This window comes from Reyranella sp. (genome assembly GCF_004296935.1).
Taxonomy (GTDB): Bacteria; Pseudomonadota; Alphaproteobacteria; order Reyranellales; family Reyranellaceae; genus Reyranella.
This window is the reverse complement of sequence record NZ_SCVH01000072.1, coordinates 1-2,798: the sequence shown is the minus strand read 5'-3', so window position 1 is coordinate 2,798 and position 2,798 is coordinate 1. Positions and strand designations below refer to the sequence as shown.

The following is a 2,798-nucleotide window of genomic DNA, read 5'->3' as shown; positions in this document are numbered from 1 at the left end:
GGGTCACGTCCGTCAACGTGGTGTAATTTCGGCGGTGGCCCTGGGTCATCGTCAGGCGGCCTTTGCGGTGATGTGTAGTGGCTGATTTTCCTCCTCGATCATGGATTGGTTGAGTTCGGCCATACCCTCGATCTGCATGTAGCGGTGCTGGAGTTGCCATTCGTCGTTCTGCTCGAGCAGGACGGCGCCAACGAGGCGGACGATGCTGTCTTCGTTGGGGAAGATGCCGACGACATCGGCGCGGCGCTTGACCTCCTTGTTCAGCCGCTCGAGGGGATTGGTCGAGTGTAACTTCGTGCGGTGCTGGGTGGGGAAGCCGGTGTAGGCGAGCACGTCGGTTTCCGCCTCGTCCATGCAGGCGCCGAGCTTCGGCCAGCGGGTACGCAATTGGTCGGCGACCTGCCGCCACACCTGCGTTGCGCTTTTCTGATCGGGCTGGAGGAAGACCTGGCGGATGGCGGCGGCGACCACGGTGTTCTGGCCCTTGGGCACGTAGGACAGCGCGTTCCTCATGAAGTGGACGCGGCAGCGCTGCCAGGTGGCGCCCATGACGCGGGTGATCGCGCCCTTGAGGCCCTCGTGGGCGTCGGAGATGACTAGTTTCACCCCTGTCAGGCCGCGCCGGACAAGGTCCTTCAGGAAGTCGGACCAGAAGACCTCGGCTTCGGAAGGGCCGATATGTAGGCCGACGATCTCGCGCCGGCCCTCGGTGTTGACAGCCATGGCGATTATCGCGGCGACACTGATGATCCTGCCGCCTTCGCGCACCTTGAGGTAGGTCGCGTCGAGCCAGAGGTAGGGCCACTCGCCGGTCAGCGGGCGCTTCAGGAAGGCCAGAACGCGCTCGTCGATGTCCTTGCACAGCTTGGAGACCGTGGACTTGGAGATGCCGGTCATGCCCATGGCCTGGACCAGTTCGTCGACCCGCCGGGTGCTGACGCCGCCGATCCACGCCTCCTGGATTACCGCCACCAGCGCCTTCTCGACCATCTTCCTGGGCTCGAGGAAGCCGGGGAAGTAGGAGCCCGCGCGCAGCTTGGGGATCTTGAGGTTCAGCGTGCCGACCCGGGTATCGAGCGAGCGATCACGATATCCGTTGCGCCAGGTGGCGCGCTCACCGGATCGTTCATGCCGTCCGGCACCGATCAGGCCGTCGACATCGGCCTCCATGATCAGCTGCAGGACGTTCTCGGCAATGGTGCGCAAAAAATCCGGTTGGCCGCCCTTCGCAGCCAGCTCTTCGATCAGTAATCTGTCCTCGGTCATCGGGAACTCCTCTTCGTCACGGTTGAAGTGTGCAAACTCCACCATAACGATGAGCCCGGTGGCCACCAGCGACGCCGCATTCCGGGGTGGGGCATGCCCCACCCCGGAATACACCGTCACATACACCGGAAATTACACCACGAGCGCGGACGCTAGCTTGGCGAAGCGTTCGGCGAAGCTGGCGTGGGCTTCCCATGCGTGGTCGCAGCAGAGCGGCAGGACCACGTGGATGCCCTTGCCTCCCGACAGCATTGCGAAACTGACAAGGCCAAGGTCCGAGAGACGGTCGCGGATGTCTTTTGCCGCGCGCTTCACGTCGGCAAAATCGAGTCCTTCGTCGGGATCGAGATCGATCACCATCCGATCGGGCGTTTCGACATCGTCGGCCTTTGCGCACCAGCCATGGAATTCGATCGTGCCCATCTGCACGCAGGTGAGAATGCCGGCGGCGTCCGCAACGAAAAGGTAGTCTTCTGAATTGCCATCCTTTTCCTTGATCGACACATGGTGGACATGCTCACCGAACGAGCCGCTGTCATGCTTCTGGAAGAAGCACTGCTTGGCCCGCCCTTGCGGACAACGGACGAGACTTACCGGGCGATTGGCAAGGAATGGCAGCATCGCGGGCGCCAGCATGGCATAGTAATCGGCAAGGTCGCCCTTGGTCTGCCCGCTTTCAGGGAAGATCACGCGACTGCGATTGCTGATCGCAACGGTTTGCATCTGCGGTTCGATATGGACAGCGCGTTCGGGTATCACGTCCTCAGCCTTCTTGTCCTCGCGCAAGGCGACGAAGCTGGCATGGCGCACTCTGCCATCGCCGGTGAATTCGGCAAAGGCCACTTCGGCGACAAGTCTGGGCTCCAGCCATAGTGCGCCACGCGCTTCGGTTTTCGGCACCTCGAGCACGCGCTCCTCGCGACGGAGCGGCTGTAAGCGGGTGGCGAGATCATCGAGCAGATCCGCATCGAAACCGGTGCCCACCTTGCCCTTGTAGACGAGTTGATTGCCCTTGCGCTGGGCGAGGAGGAGCGAGGCAAAGGGGCGACGTCGCGCAGTCGATTTCGTCATGCCGACGATGACGAATTCCTGACGCAGGATGCATTTGACCTTGAGCCAGTTCTGCGTGCGCCTGGGTACGTAGGGCGCATCGGCGCGCTTGGATATAATGCCTTCCTGCGCGGCGCCGCACATTGACTGAAACAGCTTTTCGCCACCGCCCACGATATGATCGGCAATGTGAATCGGCGCTGATGCTGCGGTGAGCAGCGCCGCGAGACGTTGCTTGCGCTCGATATTCGGGAGCGGTTTGAGGTCCTCGCCGTCGATCTCGAGCACGTCGAAGGCATGGAACGAGAGCGCGTCGCGCTCGCCCTGCTCGCCATGGCCGCGCTTCAGCACATTCTGGAGGCGCGAAAAGTCGGGATTGCCTTCGTCGTCTGCGGCCGTGATCTCGCCGTCGATCAGGCAGGACGGCAGATCGAGCGCGGCCAGGTGCCGAACCAGAGGCGCGAACTTCTCGGACCAGTCGA

Annotated in this window: 2 protein-coding genes; both read right to left on the bottom strand. The window is 62.6% G+C overall.

Annotation, left to right across the window (positions count from 1 at the left end; translation table 11 throughout):
- Positions 1 to 51 precede the first annotated feature (51 nt).
- The gene (locus EPO55_RS09490; RefSeq protein WP_126015227.1) at positions 52 to 1,266 is read right to left on the bottom strand and encodes an IS256-like element ISSpma2 family transposase; all 1,215 of its coding nucleotides are present in this window, start codon (positions 1,264 to 1,266) and stop codon (positions 52 to 54) included.
- Between the two features lie 132 nt (positions 1,267 to 1,398).
- Positions 1,399 to 2,798, bottom strand: a 1,400-nt coding sequence (ligD, locus tag EPO55_RS09485; protein ID WP_296336434.1) for a DNA ligase D, incomplete at its 5' end; no start/stop codon positions are given.